The following is a 24,692-nucleotide window of genomic DNA, read 5'->3' on the forward strand; positions in this document are numbered from 1 at the left end:
CCGTTGCCGTTCCGAGCCTTGACGGCCGGTTCGGCGGACCCTATGTTCGGCGCGTTGCAAGTTTCCTGAAAGTTTCAGTGTTCTTGCAGAAAGCGACCGGACGTACGTCGCGCTGACGGCCCCCCAGCCGTCGCGGCCCCCCACCCTGCCGCGTCGTCCGCGCGCCCCCACACGCGCGCGGGCGAGCCTTTCCCTGGAGACACCGTGGTCACCACCGCCCCCACCCGCCGACGCCTGGCCGCAGGCCTGACGGCGGCGGCCTCGCTGGCCCTCTCGCTCGGCGCCGGGTTCACGCTCGCGCCCACCGCCGAGGCCACCCCGCCGAGCACCAAGGACGTCACCGCGACCCTCTTCGAGTGGAAGTTCGACTCGGTCGCCAAGGCCTGCACCGACACCCTGGGCCCCAAGGGGTACGGCTTCGTCGAGGTCTCCCCGCCCCAGGAGCACATCCAGGGCAGCCAGTGGTGGACCTCGTACCAGCCGGTCAGCTACAAGATCGCCGGCCGGCTCGGGGACCGCACCTCCTTCCAGAACATGGTCACCACCTGCCACAACGCCGGTGTGAAGGTGATCGCCGACTCGGTGGTCAACCACATGAGCGCGGGCTCCGGCACCGGCACCGGCGGCACCGTCTACACCAAGTACAACTACCCCGGCTACTACCAGGACCAGGACTTCCACTCCTGCCGGACGGCGATCAGCAACTACAGCGACCGCTCCAACGTGCAGAACTGCGAGCTGGTCAACCTCTCCGACCTGAACACCGGCTCCACGTACGTCCAGCAGACCATCGCCAACTACCTGAGCGACCTGCTCACCCTCGGCGTGGACGGCTTCCGGATCGACGCCGCCAAGCACATCGCGGCGAGCGACCTGGCCGGGATCAAGGCCAGGATGAGCAACCCCAACGCCTACTGGGTGCAGGAGGTCATCTACGGCGCCGGCGAGCCGATCCAGCCGTCCGAGTACACCGGCACCGGTGACGTGGACGAGTTCCGCTCCGGCACCTGGCTGAAGAGCGCCTTCAACGGCGGGCGGATATCCGACCTGTCCACCTGGGGCAACGGCCTGCTCGCCTCGAACCAGGCCCGCACCTTCGTCGACAACTGGGACACCGAGCGCAACGGCTCCACGCTGACCTACAAAGACGGCAACAGCTACACCCTGGCCAACGTCTTCATGCTGGCCTACCCCTACGGCTCGCCCAACGTCTACTCCGGCTACGCCTTCACCGCCAACGACGACGGCCCGCCGAACGGCGGCACGGTCAACGCCTGCTACCAGGACGGCTGGAACTGCGTGCACGCCTGGCCGCAGGTCGCCAACATGGTCGGCTTCCGCAACGCCGTCGCCGGCACCGGGCTGACCAACTGGTGGTCCAACGGCAACAACGCCATCGGCTTCGGCCGCGGCGACAAGGGCTACGTCGCGATCAACCACGAGAGCGGCTCGATCACCCAGACCTTCCAGACCTCGCTGCCGGCCGGCACCTACTGCGACGTGGAGCACGGCGACCTCAGTGGCGCCAGCTGCACCGGCACCAGCTACACCGTCGGCGCGGACGGCAGGTTCACCGCGACCGTCGGCGCCGGTGACGCGGTCGCCCTGCACGTCGGCGCCAAGCTCGCCGGCGGGGGCGGCGGCGGCAACTCCGCCACCGTCTTCTACAGCACGGACAAGAACTGGTCGGCGTACGACCTGCACTACGCCCCGACCGGCGGCGCCTGGACCACCGCGCCGGGCGTCGCGATGGACGCCGCCTGCACCGGCTGGGTGAAGAAGACCGTCGCGCTCGGCACCGCCGCCGGCCTCGCCGCCACCTTCAACAACGGCTCCGGCACCTGGGACAACAACAGCGGCGCCAACTACGCGCTGGGCACCGGGAACGTGACCGTCAAGGACGGCGTGGTCGGCAGCGGCGACCCGTGCGCCTCGGTCCCGGCCGCCACCGGCGCCTCGTTCGCGGTCAACGCCACCACGACGGCCGGCCAGAACATCTACGTGGTCGGCGACGCCGCGGCGCTCGGCGGCTGGGACACCTCCAAGGCCCTGCTGCTCTCCTCGGCGAGCTACCCGGTCTGGAAGCTGGACGTCACCCTGGCGGCCGGCACCGCGATCCAGTACAAGTACCTCCGCAAGGACGCCTCCGGCACGGTCACCTGGGAGAGCGGCGCCAACCGCACCGCCACCGTCCCGGCGAGCGGCATGATCACCCTGAACGACACCTGGCGGCCCTGACCACCGGGCCACAAGAGCCGAGGTCACGGTCCGGCCGGTCAAACCGCTCGAAGGGGTGGTGATCCGGCCGCGACCGGGCCGCGCCCACCCGCCCGGTGCCACCATCGGGCGGGTGAACGGCGCTTCCACCATTCTTGACATCGAACTCTGCGGCGGCCGCTGGGACGGGCACCGCAAGCGGGTCCGGGCCGGCGCCCCGCCGCCCGCGCTGCGGATGGTGCTGCGGATCGACCTCCCGGCCGCCGAGGCCGGCGAGTACTGGCCGACCACCAGCGTCTACCGGCTCGACGAGGACGGACCGCGCCGCCGCTACCGCCACTCCCACGACGAGTAGCCGCCCGGCCGGCCCCTCTGCTCAGCCGCGGCCGATGTACGGCATGGCGGTCGCCATCACGGTGGCGAACTGGACGTTGGCCTCCAGCGGCAGCTCGGCCATGTGCCGGACCGTACGGGCCACGTCCGCCACGTCCATGGTCGGCTCGGGCGCGATCCGGCCGTCCGCCTGCCGGACCCCGGCGCTCATCGCCGCCGTCATGTCGGTCGCCGCGTTGCCGATGTCGATCTGGCCGCAGGCGATCCGGTACGGCCGGCCCTCCAGCGACAGCGAGCGGGTCAGCCCGGTGACGGCGTGCTTGGTCGCGGTGTACGCGACGGAGTGCGGGCGCGGCACGTGGGCCGAGATCGAGCCGTTGTTGATGATCCGGCCGCCCTGCGGGCGCTGCGCCTTCATCTGCCGGAACGCGGCCTGGGCGCACAGGAAGGCGCCGGTCAGGTTGAGGTCCACCACCGCTCGCCACTCCTGGTGGCCGAGGTCCTCCACCGGGGTCGGCGCGCCGAACATGCCGGCGTTGTTGAACAGCAGGTCCACCCGGCCGAACCGCTCCGCGGCCGCCTCGAACAGGGCGCCGACCGCGGCCGGGTCGGTCACGTCGGTCGGCACCACCAGCGCCCGCTCGCCGCCACCGGCCGACTCGGCGGTCTCCCGCAGCGGCTCGGCCCGGCGGCCGGCCAGCACCAGCCGCCAGCCGGCGGCCGCCAGCTCCCGCGCGACCGCGCGCCCCACCCCGCTGCCGGCTCCGGTGATGACGGCGACCTGCTCGGACACGGCCCGCTCCCTCTGTTGTCCCCGGCGACGCTGATCCTCCCGATCATCGCCCAGCGGCCGCCGCCCCGTCACTGGTACGAGCGTCCAAGGCGCCCGGCGGACCGGCCCGGTCGGCTTGGCGGGTCGGCTCGGCGGGTCGGGGCCGCGGCGGGTGACGCGGTGTGACGGTCGTCACGGCCCCGGGTGCGGTGGCGGGCCCGGTCCCCGACGGCCGGGCGCTCAGTCCCGCCCGGGAGTCGACCCGCTGAGCCTCCGTCCGTTCCCGGCCGGATCGGGTGTCCGCCGTCCGGCGGGGTGGCACCCCCGCCGATCGACGGGTTCGGGCGGAGGGCTGCAACCGAGGGCGTCGTGCGGCCGTCATAGGATCACAGACGGCACGGCTCCTCCGCCCACGGAGGGCGCGCCGGCCTTTCCCGGGTGGCCGACAGTCAGGCGTCCGCCACCCGTTTCCGGCCCCGCCCGGCGGGGCCGGCCGCCCGGATCGCCCCGACCGGACGTGACCACGCTCGGAGAGACCCCACCGTGCAGCCGCTGCCCCGTACCCCCCGTACCCGCGCCGCCCTCGCCGGCGCCACCGTTCTCGCCCTGGCCTCGGCGCTGGCGGCGTGCGGCAGCGGCGGCTCCTCCGCCGGGGATGCCAAGGCGGCCATGGCCGCCGGCACCAGCGCCTCCGCCTCCGCCGCGCAGAGCAGCAGCGCCCCGCCGAAGCCGTCCAAGGTGCTGATGCCGACCGGGCCGGCCGCCGACCTGAAGAAGGTCCGCGACACCGCAGCCGGGCCGATCCTGCTGACCACCGTGACCGGGGCCAAGTCGGGTGTCTCCGGGCAGGTCTGGGTGTGGCTGCCGCCGCAGTACAACGACCCCAAGTACAAGAACTACGGCTTCCCCGTGCTCACCCTCTACGCGGGCGGGCAGAGCGCCGGCTACAACACCTGGACCGACAACCAGCTGCCCATCCAGGAGATCGACGCCAAGCTGGCCGGCGAGGGCAAGACCCACCCGTTCATCATGATCATGCCGGTGCAGAACCTGAATTCCGCCGAGTCCAAGGCGCTGGAGTGCAGCGACATCCCCGGCCAGCCGAAGATCGGCACCTGGATGGCCGAGGACATCCCCGACTTCGTCCGGGCCAACTTCCGTACCGTGAAGGGCCGCGACGGCTGGGCGCTGATGGGCGCCTCCTCCGGTGCGTTCTGCAGCGCCAAGCTGGCCCTGCAGCACCCGGACGTGTTCAAGGCCGCCGTCCCGATCGACGGCTACTGGAACCCGGACTCGCCGCTGTGGAAGGGCCACGAGCCCGAGCGGGTCGCCAACAGCCCCGAGACGCTCGCCGCCGCGGGCACCGCCGACGTCCGCCTGCTGGTCACCGCCGGCGGCGGCGACGCGTACGAGACCAAGCTGGTGAAGGCCTGGGTCGCCAAGGTCAAGGCGCCCGCCACCGTCGAGTACTACGAGCTGCCCGGTGGCAAGCACCTCACCTCGGACTTCAAGAAGACCATCCCGGACACCCTGCAGTGGCTCGGCAAGAACGTCGCCGGGCCCGAGAGCGACTGACCGCCGGGGCCGCAGGGGCCCGCAAAACCCCTCTGACCTGCACGTCAATCGGACATTGATTCGACCCTGATGAGCTGTCGTCACCCTGGAGACCCGGAGCGGGGCCGCCGCCCGAGGCGGCCGCCCGGCCGGCCAGTCCTCGCCAGCCGTGAAGAGAGCATCATGTCCCGCCACCTGCTGCCCGTCGGGCCCACGCACGTCCCCGCCCAGTCGGACGCGCGCCGCGCCGCGCCGACCCCACCGACCACCGCCGGCCGGCCCGCGGTCGAGCCGATGCCCTTCGCCGGCCTGCGGCTGGTCCACGCCGCGCTCCGGCGCGACCTCGCCCGGCTGCCCCAGGCGCTGCGGCTGCTCCAGCCCGGTGACGAGATCGCCGCCGACGCCCTGCAGCGCCACTGGGACTTCATGACCGCCATGGTCACCTGCCACCACGAGCAGCAGGACTCCCGGCTCTGGCCGCTGCTGCGCCGCTTCGCCCCCGAGCTGCGCCTGCTGCTCAACTGGCTCGAGGCCGACCACCACAACCTCGACCACTCCTTCACCCGGGTCACCACCCTGGTCCGGATCGCCACCCGCGACCCCGCCAGCAGCTGGTCGGTCGCCTACGCGGTCGAGGAGCTGGCCGCCCGGCTGGAGACCCACCTGCGGATCGAGGAGCGCCAGCTGCTGCCCCGGATGGACGGAATCTTCCCGGCCGGCTCCCGGATCGGCACCCTGCCGGAGCTGCTCGACCTGCTCCGCGCCGCCGACGGCCCGGCCTCCGCCGACGCGCTGGTCTGGCTGCTGGAGGGCGTCGCCTCCGAGCAGATCGACCGGCTGCTCGCCGACTGCGACGACGAGACCGCCCGGCACTGGCCGCACTGGCGCGACACCTACGCCCGCTGCACCGACCAGCTGTGGGGGCCGCAGCGCTGACCCGCCCGGGCCCCCTCGCCCGGGCGGCTCACTCTCCTCCGCCGGATCGCCACCGAACTCGACGTCAAGGCCCCCGCGCTGTACTGGCACTTCGCCAACAAGCAGGCCCTGCTCGACGAGCTCGCCACCGAGATGCTCCGCCGCCTGATCGCCGACAGCGAGCCGCCCGGCGACGACACCCCCTGGCAGGAGCAGCTCGCCCTCACCTGCCGCACCCTGCGCCGCGCCCTGCTCGGCTACCGCGACGGGGCCAAGGTGTTCAGCGGCACCCGGCTGACCGACACCGGCCACGGCGAGCGGCTGGAGGGCCAGCTCCGGGCCTTCGTCCGGGCCGGCTTCGACCTGGCCGGCGCCGTCGAGGCGTACTTCACCGCCTACACCTTCACCGTCGGCTTCGTGATCGAGGAGCAGGCCGTCCAGCCGATGCCCGGCGAGCGCAGCCCCGGCTACGACCCCACCGACCGGGCCGCCGCACTCGGCCCCGACCTGCCGCTCAGCGCCGCCGCCGGCCCCGGCCTGTTCACCGACTACGACCACCGCTTCGAGCGGGGCCTGGCCATCGTCACGGCCGGAGTGGAGGCCCTGCGCACGGCCTGACCCTGCGGCCCGACCCCGCGGCCCGACCCGTCCGGCCCGACCCGTCCCCGGAAAGCCTGCCGCGGGCCGCCCGCAGCCTTGGTACGGTCCCCGGATGCCCTCGCTCCTCCAGCCGCCGCTGCTCACCCGCCTGCTCGCCGCCGAACGGATCCTGATCGCCGGGGCCGGCGGCGGTTTCGACGTCTACGCCGGGCTGCCGATCGCGCTCGCCCTGCGCGAGGCGGGCAAGGAGGTCCACCTGGCCAACCTCTCCTTCAGTCACCTCCACGGCCTCGACGCCGAGGTCTGGCTGGAGCCGGAAGTGGCCCGCATCCGGCCCGACACCAGATCCGCCGAGCCCTACTTCCCGGAGCGCACCCTCGCCCGGTGGCTGCGGCTGCACGGCATGCCGGACACCGTCTGGGCGTTCGCCTCGGTCGGGGTGCAGCCGCTGCGCGCGGCGTACCGGGCGCTCACCGCCCACCTGGGCATCGACGCGATCCTGCTGGTCGACGGCGGCACCGACATCCTGATGCGCGGCGACGAGGCGGGTCTCGGCACCCCCGAGGAGGACATGGCGAGCCTCGGCGCGGTGGCCGGCCTGACCGAGGTCCCCGAGCGCCTGGTCGCCTGCCTCGGCTACGGCGTCGACGCCTACCACGGCGTCAACCACACCCTGGTGCTGGAGAACCTGGCCGCGCTCGACCGGGCCGGCGGCTACCTCGGCGCGTTCTCCGTCCCGCGCGACTCCCGCGAGGGCGCGCTCTACCTGGACGCCGTCGAACACGCCAGGACCGCCTTCCCCGAGCACCCCTCCATCGTCCAGGGCTCCGTGGCCGCCGCCCTGCGCGGGGAGTTCGGCGACGTCCGGTTCACCGAGCGGACCCGGCACAGCGAACTCTTCGTCAACCCGCTGATGACGCTGTACTTCGCGGTCACCGTCGAGGCGCTGGCCGCCCGCCACCTCTACCTCGACCGGATCGAGCGGACCCACCTCACCCGCCAGATCTCCACCGCCGTCGAGGAGTTCCGCGACACCCTGCCGCGCCACCGGCCGCCGCGGATGTTCCCGCACTGACCCCGAGGGGCCACCGGCCCGGGAGAGGTCAGGACTTCCTGGCGGCGGCGAGGATCTTCACCGTGGTGTGGAAGAACCGGGCCGTGGCGCGCCCGCGGTAGCCGGCCGGGAACGCGGTGGAGGGGTCGGTGCCCAGCCGTCCGCCCCGCAGGTGGACGACGACGAAGGCGGCGCCGGGGGTGGCGTCCAGGATGTCCCAGTCGCCCTTGGGCGAGTGGACCGGGAACTCGGTGCCCGCGGGCAGCGGCTCGGAGAGGAACAGCACGCACAGCCGCAGCTCCGGCGTCACCTCCACCCCGGCGAACGGATCGCGCTCGACGATCTCCGCCACCTCGGCCACGGTGCGCAGCATCACCGGGACGGGATAGCCGAGGGCCTCGGCCAGATGCGCCTCGATCCGGGCGGTGAGCGCCGCCCGGTCCAGCTCCCCGGTGCGGAAGAAGACATTGCCGCTCTGGATGTAGGTGCGCACGTCCGTCAGCCCCAGCTCGGCGAAGAGCTCGCGCAACCGCTCCATCTTCACCGTCCGGCCGCCGACGTTGATCGCCCGCAGGAACGCGATGTAGGTGTCTGCCGTGTCTGCCGTGTCTGCCATCCGGACAGTCTGGCAGCGTCCACCGACGGATCGGCGGCGCCCACTGCCAGACTGGCGCCATGGCTACCTGGCAGGACTTCGAACACGAGGCCCCCGATCTCGCCCCCGCCGTGCGGGCCAGGTTCGAGGCCAACCGGCACCACGTGCTCGCCACGCTGCGCCGCGGCGGCGCGCCCCGGGTGAGCGGCACCGAGGTGCGCTTCGTCGGTGCCGATCTGACCATCGGTTCGATGTACGGTGCGGTGAAGGCGCTCGACCTCCGACGGGACGGGCGCTACGCACTGCACAGCAACCCGGGCGACGGGACGATGGCCGAGGGTGACGCCAAGGTGTCGGGGGTCGCGGTCGAGATCGTCGACCCGAGCGAGCTCGCCGCGTACGAGGGCGACCTCCCGGAGCCGCCGGGCGGCGAGTACCACGCCTTCCGGCTGGAACTCACCGAGGTCGTGCTGACCGAGGTCGAGGGCGGCGACCACCTGCTGATCCGGTCCTGGCGGCCGGGCGAGCCGGTGAAGTCCGTGCAGCGCTACTGAAGGGCACACGACGAGGGGGATGCATGGAACCGGTCGACCTTGAGCTGGTCGAGGCCGCCACGGAGGTGGCGGCCACCCGCTGCCACGGCGACAACCACACCGTGGCGGCTGCCGCGCGCACCCGGGACGGACGGATCGTCACCGGTGTGAACGTCTACCACTTCACCGGCGGCCCGTGCGCCGAACTGGTGACCATCGGCGCCGCGGTCACCGAGGGCGCCCGCGAGCTGACCACCATGGTGGCGGTGGGCGACCGCGACCGCGGCGTCGTCCCGCCGTGCGGCCGCTGCCGGCAGGCGATGCTGGACCTCCACCCGGAGCTGACCGTGATCGTCCCCACCGCGCAGGGCCTGCGCGCCGTGCCGGTCGCCGAGCTGCTGCCGCACACCTACGTCTGGGCCGACCACCAGCTCGACTGACGCCCCGCCCCACCCCGCCCCGCCGCAGCCGCGGCGGGGCGGGCTGCGGCTACGGCAGGGTCGGGACGATCGCCTTCAGCGCCTCCGGCGTACGCGCCACCACGGCGTGCCCGTCGTCGGCGGTGATGATCGGGCGCTGGATGAGGATCGGGTGCTCGGCCAGCGCGGTGATCCACCGCGAGCGGTCGGCCGGCTCGCGACTCCACTCCTTCATGCCGAGATCCTTGGCGGCCTGCTCGTCCAGACGGGTGATGTCCCAGGGCTCCAGCGAGAGCCGCTCCAGCACGTCCTCCAGCTCGACGGTGGACGGCGGCTCCTCCAGGTAGCGCCGGACGGTGTACTCGGCGCCGGCCGCGTCGAGCTCGCCGATCGCCGTCCGGCACTTGCTGCAACGCGGGTTGATCCAGATCTCCATGCCGTCAGGGTACTCACGCGCCGGGAACCCGCCGCCCGTACCCGTCCGTTGTACCCGCCGGTAACGCCGAACGGCGCCCACTGGCACCGACCACCTACCGACCCACCCGGGGGAGCGCGGCATGGACGGAACGGCGATCATCGAACAGCTGATGACCCCCGAGGGCCGGGACGACCCGTACCCGCTCTACCGGGAGGCCCGCGCGATGGGCCCGGTGGTGCCGTGCGGCGAGTCCCTGCTGCTGGTCACCGGCTACCGGGAGGTCCACCGGACGCTGCGCCTGACCGGCTTCGGCGTCCCCGAGGCGGAGCAGCGCGAGCAGTGGGACGAGGGCTGGTCCCGGCACCGGTCCAGGGTCCTGCTCAGCCGCTCGATGCTGGAGCGCAACGCCCCCGACCACGGCCGGGCGCGCTCGCTGATCGCCTCGGTCTTCACCGCCCGCCGGGTCGCCGCGCTGGAGCCCGCCGTCACCGCCGCCGTGCACCGGCTGCTCGACGGGATGGCCGAGGCCGGCGCCGACGGCTCCCCGGTGGACTTCATGGACGCCTTCGCCTTCCGCCTGCCGGTCGGCGTGATCTGCGAACTGCTCGGCGTCCCGGAGGCCGACCGCCACCGCTTCCGGCCGTACGCCGCCGACCTCACCGCCGCCCTGGAACTGATCACCACCGCCGCCGAACTGGCCGCCGCCGACGAGGCCGCCGACGAACTCTCCGGCTACTTCGCCGAACTCGCCGCCCGCCGCCGCGCCCACCCCGAGGACGACCTGGTCAGCGCCCTGGTCCAGGTCGCCGCCGACGACCGCGACCGGCTCTCCGGCCAGGAACTGCTGGCCAACCTGGTGCTGCTGCTGGTCGCCGGCTTCGAGACCACCACCAACCTGCTCGGCAACGGACTCGCCCGGCTCTTCGACCACCCCGAGGTGCGCACCGGCCTGCGCGCGGGCACGATCACCGCGGCCGGCTTCACCGAGGAGGTGCTGCGGCACGACTCGCCGGTCCAGCTCACCTCCCGGACCGCCCTCACCGACGGCCTGGAGATCGGCTCCATCCCCACGCCGTACGGCACCGGGGCGTTCCTGCTGCTGGGCGCCGCCAACCGCGACCCGGACCGCTACCGGGAGCCCGACCGCTTCGACCCCACCCGGGTGGACAGCCAGCCGCTCAGCTTCGGCGGCGGCCCGCACTACTGCCTCGGCGCCCAGCTGGCCCGCCTGGAGTCGCAGACCGCCGTCCCCGCCCTGCTCGACCGCTTCCCGGGGATCGCCCCGGCCGGGCGACCGGTCCGCCACGACCGGCTGGTCCTGCGCGGCTACCGCACCCTGCCGGTCACCCTGGGGCCGGCCTGACCGACCGGAGGCAGAACCTCCCGTTCCGCCCGGCCGGGCGGACCGAACGGGCCGAAGGTCCCGCGTCGTCGGGACCTTGGTCGGCGCCTCGGCCTCCACCGCTTCGGGGACGATGGACCGAGCACCGTCCGCCGGTCCGCCGAGGAGGCCAGCTTGTCCGCGCCCGCGTCCGCGCCGCCGCTCGCGCCGCCCCGACCCCGGCCCACCCAGGAGGCGGCCGCCGCCCGCTGGCACTCCGCGATGGCCGACGGCCTGCGCGCCCCGTTCTGGGTCCGACTGCTGCCCTTCCTGCTGCTGGCGGCCGACCTGCTGCTGGACTTCGTGCTGCCCGCCACCACGGCGGCCGGCTTCCTGCTCACCGTGCTGCCCGTGGTGGTCGCGTTCAGCCGCGGCCCGCTGCCGGTGGCCGGTGCCACCGTCGCCACCATCGCCCTGCAGACGGCGCTCGCCGCCCGGGTCGGCCACCTCACCGAGCAGCACCACCTGTGGGTCTACCTGGCCACCGCGCTGGCCGGCGCGATGGGAGCCGGTCTTGCCTGGCAGCGCCGCCGCCAGGCCCGCGACCTGGTCCGGGTCCGCACCATCGCCGACACCCTGCAGCACACCGTGCTCCGCCCGGTGCCCGCCCGCACCGGCGGGCTGAGCCTCGCCGCCCTCTACCACCCCGCCGAGGCGGACGTGGCGGTCGGCGGCGACCTGTACGAGGTGTGCGAGACCCGCTTCGGCACCCGCATCCTGCTCGGCGACGTCCGCGGCAAGGGCCTGGACGCCGTCCGCACCGTGGCCGACGTGATCGGTGCCTTCCGGATCGCCGCCCACGAGACGCCCGACCTGGTCGAACTCGGCCACCAGCTCGACCGGCAGGTGCTGCGGGAGGCCGCCGAACGCGGCGACGAGGAACTCTTCGTCACCGCCGTCCTGGCCCAGCACGACCACCGCGCCCACCGGATCGACCTGGTCAACCGCGGCCACCTCGCACCCCTGCTGCTGGGCCCCGGCTCGGTCGCCACCGTGCCCTGCCCCGAACAGCTGCCGCTCGGCCTCGGCACGCTGGGCGCCGGCCCGGACGGGCCGACCAGCCTCCGGCTGCGCCCCGGCCAGACGCTGGTGCTGCACACCGACGGGGTCAGCGAGGCCCGCGACGCGTCCGGCGGTTTCTACCCGCTGCCGGGCCGGCTGGCCACCCTGGAGTCCACCGACCCGCGCACGGTGGTCGCCTTCCTGGACCGTGACATCCGCCGCCACGCCGGGCCGCTCGCCGACGACATCGCCGTGCTCGCCCTCAGCCCGGTGGGCTGAGGGCCCGGCGAGGTTCACGCTCTCGTACCGCGGCGGTTCACCGGGCACACTGGTGCGGTGTCGGACGCCGCCCTGATCCCGCCCGTACCGCCTGCGCCGCGGTCCACCGTCCGCTGCCGTCGCTGCGGACGGCCGCTGCACGACCCGGAGTCCCGGCTGCTCAGGCTCGGCCCCGAGTGCCGCACCCCCGACCCCGACTCCGGCGCCCGCCCCGGCGAGCAGGACACCCTGCCGGGGCTGGAGCGCTGAGGCCGGTGGGACGGGTCACTGCTCGCGCGGCAGCGTCCAGGCGTCGGAGTCGGCGGGCGGCGGCGGGGTCGCCCGCCACTCGCTGCGGTCGGCGTTCGGGTCCCAGTACGGCACCGGCTCGCCGTAGTAGAAGTCGTACGCCCAGTGCTCGGGCGACTCGTGGCAGGCGATGTCCGGGTACGGCGAGAAGGTCTGCCCCGCCCAGGCGTCGTTGACGCGGGCCACCGCCTCGGCCCGGGAGATCCCGAACTTCTGCAGTTCGTCGGCGATCGCGGAGAAGAAGTCCTGCATCTCCTCGTCCGCGTCGAGGTTGAACTCGCGTGCCCCGCTCATACCCGTCCCTTGTACCCGTTGCTGATCAGGTCGATACCCGGCTGCTTGTAGAAGGCTATCTGGTGGCCCTTCAGCCGCATCGGCGTGCTGTTGTCGGCCGACCAGTCCCTCAGGTTCATCAGCATCTTGCCCTCGACGTTGTCGTAGTTGTGCATCTGACTGCCGTCGAGGTCGTTGCGGTGGTGCGCGATGAAGTTACTGGTGTCCTGGTGGCTGCTGAACCGGCGCCCGTTCAGCTCCTCCAGCTCCGAGCGGGAGACCTGGAAGTGCATCACGGCCGGGCCGCCGTTGACGTGCTGGCCCCGGCGGGTGCCCTGGCGTTCGGCCCACTGGGCGGCCTGGTCGTAGTCGTTGGTGAGGTAGAAGCCGCCGTGTCCGAAGTCCATCGGGCGCGGCCGGACCTGCGGATTGATGCCGTGCTGTTCGATGGCGGAGGCGCCGTTGCCGTTGGTGCCGTGGAACAGGTCGATCATGTCCGGGTCGAGACCCAGCGGGTCGGCGATCCGGCGCGGGTCGCCGACGTACGCGTACGGGTTGACGCCGCCGCCGAGCCCGATCGGGTCGGAGCTCAAGTAGCGGGCGGTGGCCGGGTCGTAGTACCGGAAGACGTTGTAGTGCAGGCCGGTCTCGTCGTCGAGGTACTGCCCGGGGAAGCGCAGCGGGCAGGCGATCTCCTCGACCGCGCCGGGCAGCGGCTCGCCCCACAGCGTGGTGCGCTGCTGCCAGTGCACCGCGCCGTGCTCGTCGACCAGTTCGGTGGGCGAGCCGACCAGGTCGGTGACGATGGCGTGGAAGCGCCGGTCGATCTCGGCCTGCGGGGCGTCGGCGGCCGGCAGCAGCAGGTCGGTCTGGGCCAGCGGGCGCATGCCGCTCTGGGTCCACTCCCAGCCGGTGACCCGTCGGCCCGGCTGCCCGGCCCGGGTGACGACCTGCTCGACCAGCAGCTCGCCGTCCCAGGTGAAGACGGTCTCGGCGAGGACGGTGACACCGTCCGCCGCCAGGTGCTGCTTGCCCCGGCGCCGCCCGAACGGGTCGTAGCGGAAGCGGCAGAGCGAACCGTCGGGGAGGGCGACCGAGCCGAGCTGGTCGTGCGAGTCCCAGGTGTACTGCCAGCTCAGCTCGCCGCCGGAGAGCAGTCGCCGGGTCTGCTTCACCAGCCGGCCCTGGGCGTCGTACTCGTAGGAGGTCCGGCCGGCCCGCCGCAGTCGGCCGCCCTCCACCGCGAGCTCGCCGGTGGTGGTGCCGTCGGCGCCGGGCAGCTGGGACGCCACCACGTTGCCCAGCTGGTCGTAGGCGTACCGCTCCTGCCAGGTGGCGCCGGTCAGGGCGGTCACCCGGCCGCTGCCGTCCAGCTCGGCGGTCCGGGTGCCGAGCAGCTGGTCGGTGCTCTCGGTGAGCCGGCCGCCGGGGAGGAAGGCGTACTCCTGCCGGCCCAGCAGCCGGCCGGCCGCGCTGACCTGCTGGCCGGTGAGCCGGTCCAGGCCGTCGAAGCCGCGGTCGATCACGACCTGGCCGAACTCGCGGCGGACCTCCCGGCCCGCCCGGTCGTAGTGGAAGCGCAGCGCCCCGCCGGGGCCGGTCAGCGTCTCGGGCAGGCCGACCGCCGTGTACGTCCAGCGCGACTCGATGCCGTGCGGGGTGCGCCGGCCGGTCGGACGGCCGAGCAGGTCGTACGTGAACGCGGTGACCCCGCCCTCGCACTCCTCGGCGACCATCCGGCCCACCGCGTCGTAGCTGCGGCGGACGCCGGTGCGGCCGTCCCCGGCGGTGAGCACCCGGCCCGCGCCGTCGAAGGTGAAGGTGGTGACCCGGCCGTCCGCGTGCACCTCGGCGGTGCGGCCGCGGAGGTCACGGACGTACTCCACCCGCTGGCCGGCCGCGTTGGTGCGGGCGGTCAGCGAGCCCGTCAGGTCGCGCTCGTAGCGCAGCGTGCGGCCGGCGAAGTCGGTCTCCTCGACCACGCCGCCGACCGGGTCGTGCCGGTACGTCCAGCGGGCGCCGGCCGGGTTGGTGACGGCGGTCAGCCGCAGCTGGCCGTCGTACTCGAAGGTGTACCGGTCGCCGTCCGGGCCGGTCCGCGCGGTCAGCTTGCCGAACGCGCCGTACTCCGCGGTGGTCACCGCGCCGCTCGGGTCGCGGTGCGCGACCACCCGGCCCTCGGCGTCGTGGGTCCACTCGTGCCGCCCGCCGTCCGGGTCCTGCCGCCAGGCCGGACGCCCCTCCAGGGTCCAGCCGAAGGTGGTGGTGTTGCCGAGCGCGTCGGTGACGGCGGACGGGCGGCCGAAGCGGTCGCGCACGCAGTGGCTGACCGCACCGAGCGCATCGGTCAGCGAGACCGTCAGGCCGGCCGGGTCGAAGCCGACCAGGCTGGTGCCGCCGAGCGCGTCGGTGACGGAGGCGGGCCGGCCGTGCTCGTCGTAGGTGTAGGCGGTGCGGGCGCCGAGCGGGTCGACGGTCGCGGTGGTGTTGCCGTGCTCGTCGTACTCGTACGCCCACTGGGCGCCGTCCATCGCGGTGAGCGCCGTCACCCGGTGCCCGCGGTCGTACGCGGCGCTGCTGGTGGTGCCGTCGGGCAGGGTGGAGACGGCCAGGTTGCCGTGCTCGTCGTAGGTGAAGTTGCTGGTACGGCCCAGCGGGTCGGTGCGCGACAGCAGTTGGCCGTAGCGGTCCCACTCGAAGGTGGCGACCGCGCCGTGCGGAGAGGTCTCCCGCACGAGCCGGCCCCACTCGTCGAGCTGGTAGACGGTCCGGTTGCCGACCGCGTCGGTCATGGTGGTGACGCGCTGCTCGGCGTCGTAGGCGAAGAACGCGTCCAGGAAGCCGCCGTCGCCGCGGGTCTGCACGCAGCGGCCGGAGCGGTCGTAGACGTACCGGTAGCGGTAGCCGACCCGGTCGGTCCAGCTGGTGAGGCGGGCCGAACCGTCGTAGGTGAACTGCATCGCGAGGTCGGAGGAGTCGGTCACGGCGGAGAGCTGCCCGTTGCCGTCGTAGCCGTACCGCACCAGCGTGATCGGCTGCTCCTCGGACCCCGAGGCGTCCGCGGTGTCCGCTGCCGTGTCCGCCGCTGTGTCCGCGGTCGCCGGGTCGGCCGTCTCCGGGTCGGCCGTCTCCGGCACCGGCGCGGTGACGGCGGGCAGCAGCGTCAGGGCGCTGATCCGCTGGCCGGCGGTGGTCACGCCGATCCGGTAACCGCCGCTGTGGCACACCTCGGTGGGCACGCCGCCCGGCCCGTACCGGACCTCGATCCGGTTGCCGTTGCGGTCGGTGATCGCGCTCAGCGGCAGCTGCAGGGCGCCGGCCGCGCGGGTGTGCGGGCCGGGGCCGGTGGCGGGCTGCGCGAAGTGCCGGCTGATGCCGCTGCGCGGGTCGGTGATCCGCATGCCGCCGCCCGCGGTGCCGTCCCAGTGCAGCGGCCAGCGCGGCCCCTCCACCGGGTGGACCGCCGCACCGGGCTCCGGCACCGGGTAGACCAGCACCATGCCGTCGTCGGCGGCGAACAGCACGCCCTCGTCGTCGAGTTCCAGTCGCTGGTCCAGCGTGGAGGCCCAACTGGTGCCGAACCAGCCGCCGATCCGGTAGCCGGACAGGTGGGTGCGGGCCAGCACCAGCGGCAGTGCGGCGTCCAGGCCGACGTCGGTCTGCCCGAACAGCACCTCGCCGGACGCGATGTCCACCGGGTCGCTCTTCGCCGGCTTGGCAACCAGCGGTCGGCCCTGCGGCTTGGGGTCGGTGCTGTTGAGCCGTACGTTCGGGCTCTTCGGGGGCGCGGGCTTCGGCGCCGCGGGCGTGGGCTTGCTCGGCCCGCTGTTGCCCGACACCACGCTGGCGAAGCTCTTGCCGCCCCACGGGTTGCTCGGCACGGTCTTCGGCTGCGCGGTGCCGCTGGTGATCGAGGTCAGGTTGCGGGCCACCGACTCCTCGTGGGTCCGATGGTTGGCGCTGGTCTTCTTCAGCCCGGTGCCGACGTCGTCCAGGTGCTTGCCCAGCGTCTGCTGCCCCTTGGTGAGGCTCTCCATCAGCTTCTCGACGCCGCCCTCGGCGGCCTGGGCCAGCCCGCCGCGGCCCTTGGTCCGGCCGAAGTGGCTCTTCGCCCGGCCGAGGTGGTTGTCACCCGAGGAGGTGAGCTTGGTGGAACCGACCTTGAAGTGCTCCGCCAGCTTGTCGGTCGCCTCGGCGCTGTGCTTGAAGCCCTCGCTCATGCCTTCGCCTCCGCGCCGTGGTTGATGCCGAGCTGCCCCAGCGAACCGTCCACCCCGTCCTTCAACCCCTTCTCGCCGGCCTTGCCGACCTCACCCAGGTCCACACCATTGCCGATGCCCAGGGCTTGCTCGCCCAACTGCAGCACCAGATTGCCCGCCATGCTCTCCAGCGCGCTGACGATCGGGCCGGTGGCCACCGACATCAGCTGGTCGATGATCTGTTCCTCGGCCTCCTTGAGCAGCCGTTTCACGACCACCCGGGTCACCTGGGTGGCGCCCACCGCGCCCGCCTCCGACAGGCCGAAGGTGAACGGCGCCGCCGCCTGGGCGGCGATCACCTCGGCTGCCAGAATGCCGAGTTGGACGATCGCCGCGATCTTGGCTCCGGTGATCAGCACCGCGACCCCGTCCAACACCGTCCCCACCAGGCGACATCCCTCGGCGAGTTGGTGGATGTGGGTGCCGTTGACCTTCCCCCAGTGCGCCTGGAACGCCTCGACCGCGAGCCCGGCGTTCTCGCCGGCCATCTGCTCCACAGCCTGGGCCAGATCGGCCCGGTGGTCGTCGATCTCACTGGCGAACTCGCGGACGGCATTGGCCATCTCGCGGTAGTCGTCCTCGTCGACGTTGGGCCAGTCGATGCCGATCAGGTCGAGGACCCACACCAGCTCGTCGGGCAGGACGACGCCCATTCACCACCCCCGGGAATATTGCTCTAGACCACGTCCGACCTTGACAATAGCCCATCAAAATGACGAACCGTCCGAACCGGGCTGTCGTCCGAGTCACAACCCGCTTTGGTGACGGGACCGGGTGACGGGACCGGGTGACGCGGGACCGGGCGCCGGGGCCGAGGCGCTATGCCGCCGCCGGGAGCGCCTGCCGCCGCGCCCGGATCAGAGCGGCGAGAGCGGCCGCGCGGCCCCCCTCGCGCTGGGCCTCCAACTCCGCCGCCAACCGCCCCAGCTGGGCCTCCACCTCGGCGGACTGCACGCCCGCGGCCTGCCGCAGGGCCTGCTCGCCCGCAGCGCAGGCGCCGTCCAGCAGGCCCCCGCGGATCCGTGCGGTGGCCAGCAGGCAGCCCACCAGCACGCTGCGCACGGTGTCGTCCGGTCCGTAGTCGGGGAGCGCCAGCTCGGCAGCGCGCCGGGCCGCCTCGTGCTCGCCGAGGGCCAGTCGGCAGCGGATCTCGGCCTCGGCGAGTTCGCGCGGGTCGAACGGGTGCGGCGCCGCAGCCGGCTCGTCGGCCGGGTCCGGCTCCGTCGTCGTCGCCATCACCTCCGCCTCCGCCTCCGTTACCGCTTCCGCCGCCGCTGCTGCCCGGGCGAGCGCGAGGGCCCGGTCCGCGGCGGCGGCGTCGCGGAGCGTCGCGTACGCGCGCGCCTCGGCGGCGTGGGCGGCCGCGAGCGCCGGCCCCGGCTGGTGCCGGGTGCCGAGCACCGCCGCCCGCAGCAGGTCCAGCGCGGCCGGCTGGTCGGCCGGCGCAGTGTAGGAGGCGGCCAGGGCGACCAGGGCCCGCCCGCCCAGCATCCGGTCGCCCGCCCGGTGGGCGAGGAACAGGCCCAGCAGGCGGTAGCGGCGCCCGAGTCCAGGCAGCCCGGACTCCTGCGCGCACGATCCGGCGTGCAGCGCACCTTCGGCGGCGGCCCGGAACAGCGCACGGCCCACCTCGGCCGGGTAGCTCCCGGTGAGCAGTCGGCCCAGGTCGCTGAGCAGGTACTGCACCACCGGTCGATGGGCGGCCGCCCCGCCGTGCCGTCCGGCGATCAGCTCGAACGCCTGGAGGGTCGCCCGCAGCCGGTGCACGTCCGCCGCCGTCACCCCGGGCCCCGGACCGAGCCCGATCGCGGCCGGCAATTCCTCCGCCAGCAGCCAGTGCAGGGCGGGCCCGGACAGCGCGCCGATCGGCAGGTCGGCGCGGATCGCGTTCTCCTGCCCGAGGTCGCCCTCCCACAACCGGCGTGCGGCCGCGGCGAGTTCCTCGGGCCCGTCGATGAACCCGGTGTCCAGTAGCGGTCTGCTCGGCTCCCCGTCGACGGGCATGCCGATCTCCGCGGGCGTCACCACCCGGCCGAGCGCCAGCGACAGCGTCTCGGCGATCAGCGCGGGTGGGACCGCCCGGCTCCGGCGCCCCTCCCGCCAGCGCTGCACGCTGGTGTGGGTGCAGCGGGCGTCGCTGCCGTAGCGGGCGGCCGTCTCGCGGATCGCCCGCGCGAGCTGCTTGTTCGACAGTCCGGCCTGCTCGATGAGCGCACTCAACTGCCGGTTGGGCGCACGCGTGACGGCGGGGCGCTCCTCGTCGCTGGTCATACGGCTGGACTGTAAGGGAAGTTGCCCGCAAACGAAGGCGAGTTGAGCAAACAATGGCCTCAACTGAACCTCCAGCAAACGGATGTGGTCGAGTGAACCCCCTGTGAGCCCTATTGCGGACGACGAGGTCTCTGGTTGTCTACTTCCGCGCAGAGCGACCGACCCCTGACTCCGCGTATCCGAACGGACGGTCTCGAAGGACAGGATGGTCGTGGCTAAGTGGCTTGGGCGTGGCGCCTCGCAGTTGGACCCGCACCCCGCCCGGGACGACCGTCCGCTCCGCGCGGTCTGCGAGGACGCCACCATGGGCCGGTGGGACGGCCCGCGTGACCTGATCGCCTCCACCGGCCGCGACTGGGACCGCCGGGTGTTCCGCCTGCAGATCCTCGCCCGCAACGGCGTCCGGCTGCGCTGGGCCGAGGCGTGGGCCTCCGCCGAGCCGTACAACCCCGACGCGCTCGCCATGCTCGCCCACGTCCAGGCACTGCGTGCGATCGTCGCCGCCGAACCGGACGACGCCGCCCTCGACGAGGCCTGGCGCACCTGCCTGGCGGCCGCCGAGGCCGCCCCCGCCGACCCCTCGCCCTGGCTCGTCATGATGGCCCTGGTCCGGACGCTCGCGCCGGACTGGAACACCCTCCTGGAGCTGTGGCACGAGGTCGCCCGGCGCGACCCGTTCAACCGGGAGAGCCACCACGAGGTGCTCGCGTACCTGATGCCGCGCAAGCACGGTTCGACCACGGTGATGTTCGACTGGGTGCGCGACCGGGTCCAGGGCGTGCCCGACGGCAGCCCGCTCGTGGTGCTGCTGCTCGTCGCCCAGGCCGAGCACTACCGCTACCGGCAGTCGCAACGCAGCGGCGTCGGCGTCGCCATCCACCCCTGGATGGAGTGCCCCGACATCGACCGGGTGCTCGAGCGCTGGTGGCACCTGCGACCGGCCGTCCGGCACGCCAACTTCACGGACGACGCCAACTACCTCGCGCACGCCCTCTCCTTCGCCGGCCGGCACCGCGAGGCGCACGCCGTCTTCGAGGAGATCGGCCCGTACGCCGCCAAGCTCCCCTGGGCGTACTGCGGCGACGCCGAGCAGCTCTTCCAGACCCACCGGGAACGGGCCAGGAACGCCCCCCGCAGCCTGCGCCGCAGGTAGCCGCGCTCCACCCCCTTCCGCAGGGCTTCGCTTTTTCATTGCTCCCCCCTTCCCGCTTTCCCCGCTTCCCCCGTCCACCGATCCGCGCTGCCCCCCGAGAGGACACCCGCTCATGCCTCTGGAACCCGACCACCTGTCGGACGAGGAACGCCTCGCCCAGCTCGGCTACACCCAGGTCCTGGCCCGCCGGATGTCCGGCTTCTCCAACTTCGCCGTCTCCTTCACGATCATCTCGATCCTCTCCGGCTGCCTCACCCTCTACGGCTTCGGGCTGAACACCGGCGGCCCGGCCATGCTCACCTGGGGCTGGGTGCTGGTCGGCGCGATGACCCTGTTCGTCGGACTGGCGATGGCCGAGGTCTGCTCCTCCTACCCGACCTCGGCGGGCCTGTACTTCTGGGCGAAGGAGATGGCCCCCGCCAAGTCCGCCGCCGCCTGGGCCTGGTTCACCGGCTGGTTCAACGTCCTCGGCCAGGTCGCGGTGACCGCCGGCATCGACTTCGGCGCCGCCACCTTCCTCAACGCCTACCTGGACCTGCAGTTCGGCTTCGGCGCGAGCCCCGAGCACACCATCGAACTGTTCGCCGGCATCCTGCTGCTGCACGGCGTGCTGAACACCTTCGGCGTCCGCCTGGTGGCGGTGCTCAACAGCGTCAGCGTGTGGTGGCACGTCGGCGGCGTCCTCATCATCGTCGGCCTGCTCGCGGTGGTCCCGTCCCACCACCAGTCGGTGTCCTTCGTGTTCGGCCACTTCGTCAACAACACCGGCTTCAAGAGCGGCTTCTACGTCGGCCTGCTCAGCCTGCTCGTCGCCCAGTACACCTTCACCGGCTACGACGCCTCCGCCCACATGACCGAGGAGACCAACGACGCGGCCGTCGCCGGACCGCGCGGCATCGTGCGCTCCATCTGGACCTCCTGGATCGCCGGCTTCGTCCTGATCGTCGGCCTCACCTTCGCCATCCAGGACTGGGACGGCACCCTCGCCACCTCGATCGGCGTGCCGCCCGCCCAGGTGTTCATCGACGCGCTCGGCCAGGCCGGCGGCAAGGCGCTGCTGCTGATCGTCATCGGCGCCCAGCTGTTCTGCGGCATGGCCTCGGTCACCGCCAACTCCCGCATGATCTACGCCTTCTCGCGGGACGGCGCACTGCCCTTCAGCAAGTTCTGGCACACCATCAACCCGGGCACCCGCACCCCCACCAACGCCGTCTGGCTGGCCGTCGTCGGCGCCCTCGCGCTCGGCCTGCCCTACCTGATCAACGCGACCGCGTACGCCGCCGTCACCTCGATCGCCACCATCGGCCTCTACATCGCCTACGTCATCCCGACCTTCCTCCGCCTGCGCCAGGGCGACCGCTTCCAGCGCGGCCCGTGGCACCTCGGCGCGTGGAGCCGTCCGATCGGCGTCATCGCGGTGCTCTGGGTGGTCGTGATCACCGTCCTCTTCATGCTGCCCCAGCTCAGCCCGATCACCGCGACCAACTTCAACTACGCCCCCGTCGCTGTCGCCGTCGTCCTCGGCTTCGCGACCCTCTGGTGGCTGGTCTCCGCCCGCAAGTGGTTCCTCAACCGCTCCCACCCCCGCAACCTCGCCGACACCACCCCCCACCCCGTCCCCACCCCCCGCTGACCCGCCCGTCACACCAACGCGCTCGAGGCTCCGCCGCCCCTCTGGTCAGGGCGGCGGAGCCTCGCGCGGTTGGTTCGGAGGCGCTCCTACAGGTCGTAATTCTGATCGAACAGTGCACACGCGGCGGCCTTGACGATGAGATGCGGCGAGAAGCGTCGAGCGAGCACCACGAAAGTCGAGCCGGCGGTTCACCGCCTGGGCTGCGCAGTGCTACTGATCGTGAACGCGGGTGGGAGGCGATGGGGTACGGGCTTCGGGCTGGGGCCAGCCGAACCTCGCTATTCCCCCCCGTCAAGGAGGAGATCTCGCACCGGTCACTGGGGCGAGGTGGGTCAGGTCGGTGGCCCCTTCAGCGGCTGCGCCACGGCGAGGCGGGCGGCGGTGTTGCTGCCCGCGTTCCCGGGCGCCTGCCCGCCTCCACGCGGACGCGGTCGTGGACGGTCGAAGTGCGCGTCAGCTGACCTGGAGACCCACCGCCAGGGTCAGTTCAAGGACCCGGTGCGGCGATGCGAGATCCGGAAACAGCTCCCGCAGTTGCGACATCCGGTACCGGACCGTCTGAGGGTGGACGAACAACTCTGCCGCCACCTCTTCCCGCCTGCCCTGGTGCAGCAGCCAGGCCCGCAAGGTCTCCTCCAGCCGCCGCGCGGTCGCGGCAGGCAGGGTCCGCAATGGTGCGAGGGCTCGGGCGCGCAGGTCTGCGAACGCGTCCATGTCGGCGCTGAGCACCAGCTCGGGCAGGTGGTCCTCGGTGTCGCGAATCCCAGGGGAGAGGGCGCGCGCGCGTGCAGCTCGTGCGTACGAGGCGGACGCATGGGTCCAGGACCGGGCCGGGCCGACCACGGCGGTGCGGTCGGTCAGCTGCCGCAAGAGGTGTGGTCGGTCGGCGTCGGGGACGAGCAGCACACCGGTGGCGTCCGGCAGATCGTCGAGAACGAGGGTGTTCGGGTCGAGCGTGCGGTAGGCGGGCCGGGTCTGGGCGGCGGGCAGCAGGACGGCGGTCAGTGAAGCCGGGGGCTGCCACCCGGCTCGTTGCGCAGAGGCCAGCAGCACGTCCGGGCTCGCGTCGGCGAGGAGGTCGCGGGCCAGGTGTTCCAGGTGGCGCTCGTGGGCCCTGCCGCGTGCGGCCAGTTCGTCGGCGTGGCCCGCGGCGCTCGCGGCGGAGAGCTCGTCGATGTAGGCGAAGGTCAGCTCGGCGAACTTGGCGACCTCGGCGGCGGGCAGACCTGCGGGTACGGCACCCGCTGCCAGGCATCGCCAGGCCACGCGGGCGCCGACGCGGTAGGCGCTGAGCAGGGCGTCCATCGAACGGCCGTCGCGCACCTCGCCGCGGCCCAGCTCGTAGGCCGCGTCACCGCCGTCGCCACCCGTGGCTGTCCCGCTCGCGAGGTCCAGGTAGTGCCCCAGGGCGGTGCGGACGGCTCGGCGGATGGTGCCGCCCATCCGGCCCGAAAGGGCGTTGGCGTAGGGAGGGACCTCGTCGATGATCGCCTCGACGACCTCGTCGGCGGTGGCCGGCAGCGCGGCCCGAAGCGCGGTGACCGTCGTCTCGTCCAGGACCAGCTCGCTGGCCCTCCGGATTGCATGGCGCACGTTCTTGTTCCCTGCGAACAATTCATTCGACCAGATTCACGTCCTACGGTCAGGACTTTACGCCTTGAGGCGCAGCAAGCTGGAGTCATGACGAGTGCAGCCCTGCGCAGCAGGGCGTGGAAACTGCTGGAGATGGTCACGACGCCGCTGCTGCCGTCGGACTACCTCGACCTGGTCAGCCCGCTGCGTGCGGGCGCCGACCTGCGTGGGCGCATCGAGGCCGTGCACCCCGAGACGGGTGACGCCGCGACCGTCGTGATCAGGCCGGGACGGGGCTGGCGCGGCCACACGGCCGGTCAGTACCTGCGGATCGGGGTCGACGTCGACGGGAGGCGCCTGTGGCGTGCCTACTCCATCACCTCGCCGACAGGCCGCCCGGACGGCCGCATCACGATCACCGTGAAGGCGGTCCCGGACGGCAAGGTCAGCAACCACCTCGTCCACAGGGCGACACCGGGCACGCTGATCCAGCTCGACCAGCCGGCCGGTGACTTCGTGCTGCCGCAAGCCAAGCCCGCCAAGGTGCTCTACCTGACGGCCGGCAGCGGCATCACACCCGTGATGGGCATGCTGCGCGACAGCGAGGTCGACGACGCCGTCATGGTCCACTGCGCGCCACAGCCGCAAGACGTGATCTTCCGCAACGAGCTGCACGGCCTGGTCGCGGACAAGAAGCTGCGCCTCACCGAGGTGCACACTGCCACGGCCGGCAGGCTCGACATCGCCCGTCTCGGCGAACTCGTGCCCGACTGGGCCGAGCGCGAGACCTGGGCCTGCGGGCCCGCGGGCCTGCTCGACGCCGCAGAGGAGCACTGGACCGAGCACGGCGTCCAGGAGCGCCTGCACACCGAACGGTTCCGCCCCCGCACCGTCGTCGCCGGCGACGGCGGCGCGGTCACGTTCAGCGCCACCGGCAGGACCGTCGATGCGGACGGCGCCACGCCGCTGCTGGACATCGGCGAGGAAGCCGGCGTGCTGATGCCCTCCGGGTGCCGCATGGGCATTTGCTTCGGCTGCGTCACGCCGCTCAAGGCGGGCGCCGTCCGCGACCTGCGCACCGGCGAGATCACCGAGGCCGAGCCGGGCGTCCTCATCCAGACCTGCGTGTCCGCCGCGGCGGGCCCCTGCGACATCGAACGGTAGAAGCGCC

Annotated in this window: 22 protein-coding genes and 1 pseudogene; 15 read left to right on the forward strand and 8 right to left on the reverse strand. The window is 73.0% G+C overall.

Annotation, left to right across the window (positions count from 1 at the left end; translation table 11 throughout):
- The first annotated feature begins 204 nt into the window (after positions 1–204).
- Together FHR36_RS19220 and FHR36_RS19225 are read left to right on the forward strand one after the other, a co-directional pair.
- Entirely contained in the window at positions 205–2,238 is a 2,034-nt protein-coding gene (locus FHR36_RS19220) for a carbohydrate binding domain-containing protein (RefSeq protein WP_253798892.1), read from the forward strand.
- Positions 2,239–2,350: 112 nt separating this feature from the next.
- The gene (locus FHR36_RS19225) at positions 2,351–2,572 is read left to right on the forward strand and encodes a hypothetical protein (protein ID WP_253798894.1); all 222 of its coding nucleotides are present in this window, start codon (positions 2,351–2,353) and stop codon (positions 2,570–2,572) included.
- Positions 2,573–2,593: 21 nt separating this feature from the next.
- Here FHR36_RS19225 and FHR36_RS19230 read toward each other — a convergent pair whose 3' ends face one another.
- Entirely contained in the window at positions 2,594–3,343 is a 750-nt protein-coding gene (locus FHR36_RS19230; RefSeq protein ID WP_253798895.1) for an SDR family oxidoreductase, read from the reverse strand.
- Between the two features lie 522 nt (positions 3,344–3,865).
- Between FHR36_RS19230 and FHR36_RS19235 the strand changes: the two genes are divergently transcribed.
- The 5 genes and pseudogenes from FHR36_RS19235 (at position 3,866) to FHR36_RS19250 (ending at position 7,466) form a co-directional block, all read left to right on the forward strand.
- Positions 3,866–4,897 carry an alpha/beta hydrolase gene (locus tag FHR36_RS19235; RefSeq protein ID WP_253798896.1) on the forward strand — a complete coding sequence of 344 codons (1,032 nt, stop codon included), beginning with the start codon at positions 3,866–3,868 and terminating at the stop codon, positions 4,895–4,897.
- A 162-nt stretch (positions 4,898–5,059) separates the two neighbouring features.
- Positions 5,060–5,812 (forward strand): hemerythrin domain-containing protein, encoded by a 753-nt coding sequence (locus tag FHR36_RS19240; RefSeq protein WP_253798897.1) that lies wholly within the window; start codon positions 5,060–5,062, stop codon positions 5,810–5,812.
- Positions 5,813–5,857: 45 nt separating this feature from the next.
- Positions 5,858–5,923, forward strand: a pseudogene (locus FHR36_RS40325) (TetR family transcriptional regulator); the annotation flags it as partial.
- Positions 5,924–5,944: 21 nt separating this feature from the next.
- The gene (locus FHR36_RS19245; RefSeq protein WP_308199527.1) at positions 5,945–6,409 is read left to right on the forward strand and encodes a TetR/AcrR family transcriptional regulator C-terminal domain-containing protein; all 465 of its coding nucleotides are present in this window, start codon (positions 5,945–5,947) and stop codon (positions 6,407–6,409) included.
- A 94-nt stretch (positions 6,410–6,503) separates the two neighbouring features.
- Positions 6,504–7,466 (forward strand): DUF1152 domain-containing protein, encoded by a 963-nt coding sequence (locus FHR36_RS19250; RefSeq protein WP_253798898.1) that lies wholly within the window; start codon positions 6,504–6,506, stop codon positions 7,464–7,466.
- A gap of 28 nt (positions 7,467–7,494) precedes the next feature.
- On the opposite strand, the gene FHR36_RS19255 is transcribed toward FHR36_RS19250, so the two are convergent.
- A complete protein-coding gene (locus FHR36_RS19255) occupies positions 7,495–8,061 on the reverse strand; it encodes a DUF1697 domain-containing protein (RefSeq protein WP_253798901.1) in 567 nt (188 codons plus the stop codon).
- Positions 8,062–8,120: 59 nt separating this feature from the next.
- On the opposite strand from FHR36_RS19255, the gene FHR36_RS19260 reads away from it, so the two are divergent.
- Together FHR36_RS19260 and FHR36_RS19265 are read left to right on the forward strand one after the other, a co-directional pair.
- Positions 8,121–8,594: a pyridoxamine 5'-phosphate oxidase family protein gene (locus FHR36_RS19260; RefSeq protein ID WP_253798904.1), complete on the forward strand. Its 474-nt coding sequence runs from the start codon at positions 8,121–8,123 to the stop codon at positions 8,592–8,594.
- Between the two features lie 23 nt (positions 8,595–8,617).
- The gene (locus FHR36_RS19265; protein WP_253798906.1) at positions 8,618–9,013 is read left to right on the forward strand and encodes a cytidine deaminase family protein; all 396 of its coding nucleotides are present in this window, start codon (positions 8,618–8,620) and stop codon (positions 9,011–9,013) included.
- 49 nt (positions 9,014–9,062) lie between these two features.
- Here FHR36_RS19265 and FHR36_RS19270 read toward each other — a convergent pair whose 3' ends face one another.
- Positions 9,063–9,428 (reverse strand): ArsC/Spx/MgsR family protein, encoded by a 366-nt coding sequence (locus FHR36_RS19270; RefSeq protein ID WP_253798908.1) that lies wholly within the window; start codon positions 9,426–9,428, stop codon positions 9,063–9,065.
- A 121-nt stretch (positions 9,429–9,549) separates the two neighbouring features.
- On the opposite strand from FHR36_RS19270, the gene FHR36_RS19275 reads away from it, so the two are divergent.
- The 3 genes from FHR36_RS19275 (at position 9,550) to FHR36_RS19285 (ending at position 12,321) form a co-directional block, all read left to right on the forward strand.
- The gene (locus FHR36_RS19275; RefSeq protein WP_253798910.1) at positions 9,550–10,773 is read left to right on the forward strand and encodes a cytochrome P450; all 1,224 of its coding nucleotides are present in this window, start codon (positions 9,550–9,552) and stop codon (positions 10,771–10,773) included.
- A 153-nt stretch (positions 10,774–10,926) separates the two neighbouring features.
- On the forward strand, positions 10,927–12,072 hold the full coding sequence (locus FHR36_RS19280; protein ID WP_253798912.1) for a PP2C family protein-serine/threonine phosphatase: 1,146 nt from the start codon (positions 10,927–10,929) through the stop codon (positions 12,070–12,072).
- 57 nt (positions 12,073–12,129) lie between these two features.
- Positions 12,130–12,321, forward strand: a complete 192-nt coding sequence (locus FHR36_RS19285; protein WP_253798914.1) for a DUF6011 domain-containing protein — start codon at positions 12,130–12,132, stop codon at positions 12,319–12,321.
- Between the two features lie 15 nt (positions 12,322–12,336).
- Here the strand turns inward: FHR36_RS19285 and FHR36_RS19290 are convergent, their stop codons facing one another.
- The 4 genes from FHR36_RS19290 to FHR36_RS19305 form a co-directional block, all read right to left on the reverse strand.
- Positions 12,337–12,654, reverse strand: a complete 318-nt coding sequence (locus FHR36_RS19290) for a hypothetical protein (protein ID WP_253798916.1) — start codon at positions 12,652–12,654, stop codon at positions 12,337–12,339.
- Positions 12,651–16,853: an RHS repeat-associated core domain-containing protein gene (locus tag FHR36_RS19295; protein ID WP_253798920.1), complete on the reverse strand. Its 4,203-nt coding sequence runs from the start codon at positions 16,851–16,853 to the stop codon at positions 12,651–12,653. The genes FHR36_RS19290 and FHR36_RS19295 overlap by 4 nt, the downstream gene beginning before the upstream one ends.
- Positions 16,850–17,545 (reverse strand): WXG100 family type VII secretion target, encoded by a 696-nt coding sequence (locus FHR36_RS19300; RefSeq protein ID WP_253798922.1) that lies wholly within the window; start codon positions 17,543–17,545, stop codon positions 16,850–16,852. Before FHR36_RS19300 ends, FHR36_RS19295 begins: the two co-directional genes overlap by 4 nt.
- 166 nt (positions 17,546–17,711) lie before the next feature.
- Complete coding sequence (locus FHR36_RS19305) at positions 17,712–19,163, reverse strand: NsdA family TPR-like regulatory protein (protein ID WP_253798924.1); 1,452 nt, start codon at positions 19,161–19,163, stop codon at positions 17,712–17,714.
- 211 nt (positions 19,164–19,374) lie between these two features.
- Here FHR36_RS19305 and FHR36_RS19310 point away from each other — a divergent pair, with 211 nt between their 5' ends.
- Entirely contained in the window at positions 19,375–20,316 is a 942-nt protein-coding gene (locus FHR36_RS19310; protein ID WP_253798926.1) for a hypothetical protein, read from the forward strand.
- Between the two features lie 112 nt (positions 20,317–20,428).
- On the forward strand, positions 20,429–21,949 hold the full coding sequence (locus tag FHR36_RS19315; protein WP_253798928.1) for an amino acid permease: 1,521 nt from the start codon (positions 20,429–20,431) through the stop codon (positions 21,947–21,949).
- A 453-nt stretch (positions 21,950–22,402) separates the two neighbouring features.
- Here FHR36_RS19315 and FHR36_RS19320 read toward each other — a convergent pair whose 3' ends face one another.
- Positions 22,403–23,542 carry a PucR-like N-terminal domain-containing protein gene (locus tag FHR36_RS19320; RefSeq protein WP_253798930.1) on the reverse strand — a complete coding sequence of 380 codons (1,140 nt, stop codon included), beginning with the start codon at positions 23,540–23,542 and terminating at the stop codon, positions 22,403–22,405.
- A gap of 87 nt (positions 23,543–23,629) precedes the next feature.
- Between FHR36_RS19320 and FHR36_RS19325 the strand changes: the two genes are divergently transcribed.
- Positions 23,630–24,685, forward strand: a complete 1,056-nt coding sequence (locus FHR36_RS19325; protein ID WP_253798932.1) for a ferredoxin reductase — start codon at positions 23,630–23,632, stop codon at positions 24,683–24,685.
- Positions 24,686–24,692: the final 7 nt, after the last annotated feature.

Source organism: Kitasatospora cinereorecta, assembly GCF_024172095.1.
Classification (GTDB): Bacteria; Actinomycetota; Actinomycetes; order Streptomycetales; family Streptomycetaceae; genus Kitasatospora; species Kitasatospora cinereorecta.

Coding starts and splice junctions, on each gene's coding strand:
- FHR36_RS19240 (WP_253798897.1), top strand. CDS start 5,060: ATGTCCCGCCACCTGCTGCCCGTCGGGCCCACGCACGTCCCCGCCCAG.
- FHR36_RS19245 (WP_308199527.1), top strand. CDS start 5,945: ATGCTCCGCCGCCTGATCGCCGACAGCGAGCCGCCCGGCGACGACACC.
- FHR36_RS19250 (WP_253798898.1), top strand. CDS start 6,504: ATGCCCTCGCTCCTCCAGCCGCCGCTGCTCACCCGCCTGCTCGCCGCC.
- FHR36_RS19255 (WP_253798901.1), bottom strand. CDS start 8,061: ATGGCAGACACGGCAGACACGGCAGACACCTACATCGCGTTCCTGCGG.
- FHR36_RS19260 (WP_253798904.1), top strand. CDS start 8,121: ATGGCTACCTGGCAGGACTTCGAACACGAGGCCCCCGATCTCGCCCCC.
- FHR36_RS19265 (WP_253798906.1), top strand. CDS start 8,618: ATGGAACCGGTCGACCTTGAGCTGGTCGAGGCCGCCACGGAGGTGGCG.
- FHR36_RS19270 (WP_253798908.1), bottom strand. CDS start 9,428: ATGGAGATCTGGATCAACCCGCGTTGCAGCAAGTGCCGGACGGCGATC.
- FHR36_RS19275 (WP_253798910.1), top strand. CDS start 9,550: ATGGACGGAACGGCGATCATCGAACAGCTGATGACCCCCGAGGGCCGG.
- FHR36_RS19290 (WP_253798916.1), bottom strand. CDS start 12,654: ATGAGCGGGGCACGCGAGTTCAACCTCGACGCGGACGAGGAGATGCAG.
- FHR36_RS19295 (WP_253798920.1), bottom strand. CDS start 16,853: ATGAGCGAGGGCTTCAAGCACAGCGCCGAGGCGACCGACAAGCTGGCG.
- FHR36_RS19300 (WP_253798922.1), bottom strand. CDS start 17,545: ATGGGCGTCGTCCTGCCCGACGAGCTGGTGTGGGTCCTCGACCTGATC.
- FHR36_RS19305 (WP_253798924.1), bottom strand. CDS start 19,163: ATGACCAGCGACGAGGAGCGCCCCGCCGTCACGCGTGCGCCCAACCGG.
- FHR36_RS19315 (WP_253798928.1), top strand. CDS start 20,429: ATGCCTCTGGAACCCGACCACCTGTCGGACGAGGAACGCCTCGCCCAG.
- FHR36_RS19325 (WP_253798932.1), top strand. CDS start 23,630: ATGACGAGTGCAGCCCTGCGCAGCAGGGCGTGGAAACTGCTGGAGATG.